The following is a 498-nucleotide window of genomic DNA, read 5'->3' as shown; positions in this document are numbered from 1 at the left end:
CAGCCTGTCCAGATAAGGGCGGCTGTCGTGCAGGTTGGCCGGCGTAGCGTAACTGTCCGTGATGATGGCGTTGCGACCATCGACGGTGCGGTGGTCCAGGTAGAAGAAGCCCTTGGGCTTACCNTCCCGNACCATATAGCCACTGTCCGGATCGGTACGGCTGATNTTGGTGTCTTTGGTCTTCGATGGCTGCTCGGACAACTTCGTTTTCAAGGGCTTTTTGCCCTGGGCTTTGCGATCGCCCTCGATGGCCTCTTCCAGACTGNCCAGGTAGGCNGCCACCTTCTCNTCNGCCTGTTTCAGATCGTACTTGTTCTTGTTGGCGTTCGCCTTGAGGTGCGTGCTGTCGGTNTAAAGCACTTCGCCACCCACCANGTCATAGCCCATCGCCTGAAGCACGATCTCATCNAAGATNTCCTGATAGATGCTGCTGTCCTGGAACCGCCGCCGGCGGTTCTGACTCAGGGTGGAGGCATCCGGAATCTTGTCNGTCAGGTT

At 57.6% G+C, this 498-nt stretch carries 1 protein-coding gene; it reads right to left on the bottom strand.

Annotated elements, in window-relative coordinates; translation table 11 throughout:
* On the bottom strand, positions 1-498 hold a 498-nt coding region (locus KEHDKFFH_RS20445), incomplete at both ends, for a transposase (RefSeq protein ID WP_479684619.1).

This window comes from Marinobacter maroccanus, from assembly GCF_002933275.1.
GTDB classification, from domain to species: Bacteria; Pseudomonadota; Gammaproteobacteria; order Pseudomonadales; family Oleiphilaceae; genus Marinobacter; species Marinobacter maroccanus.
This window is presented reverse-complemented; position numbering and strand designations above follow the sequence as displayed.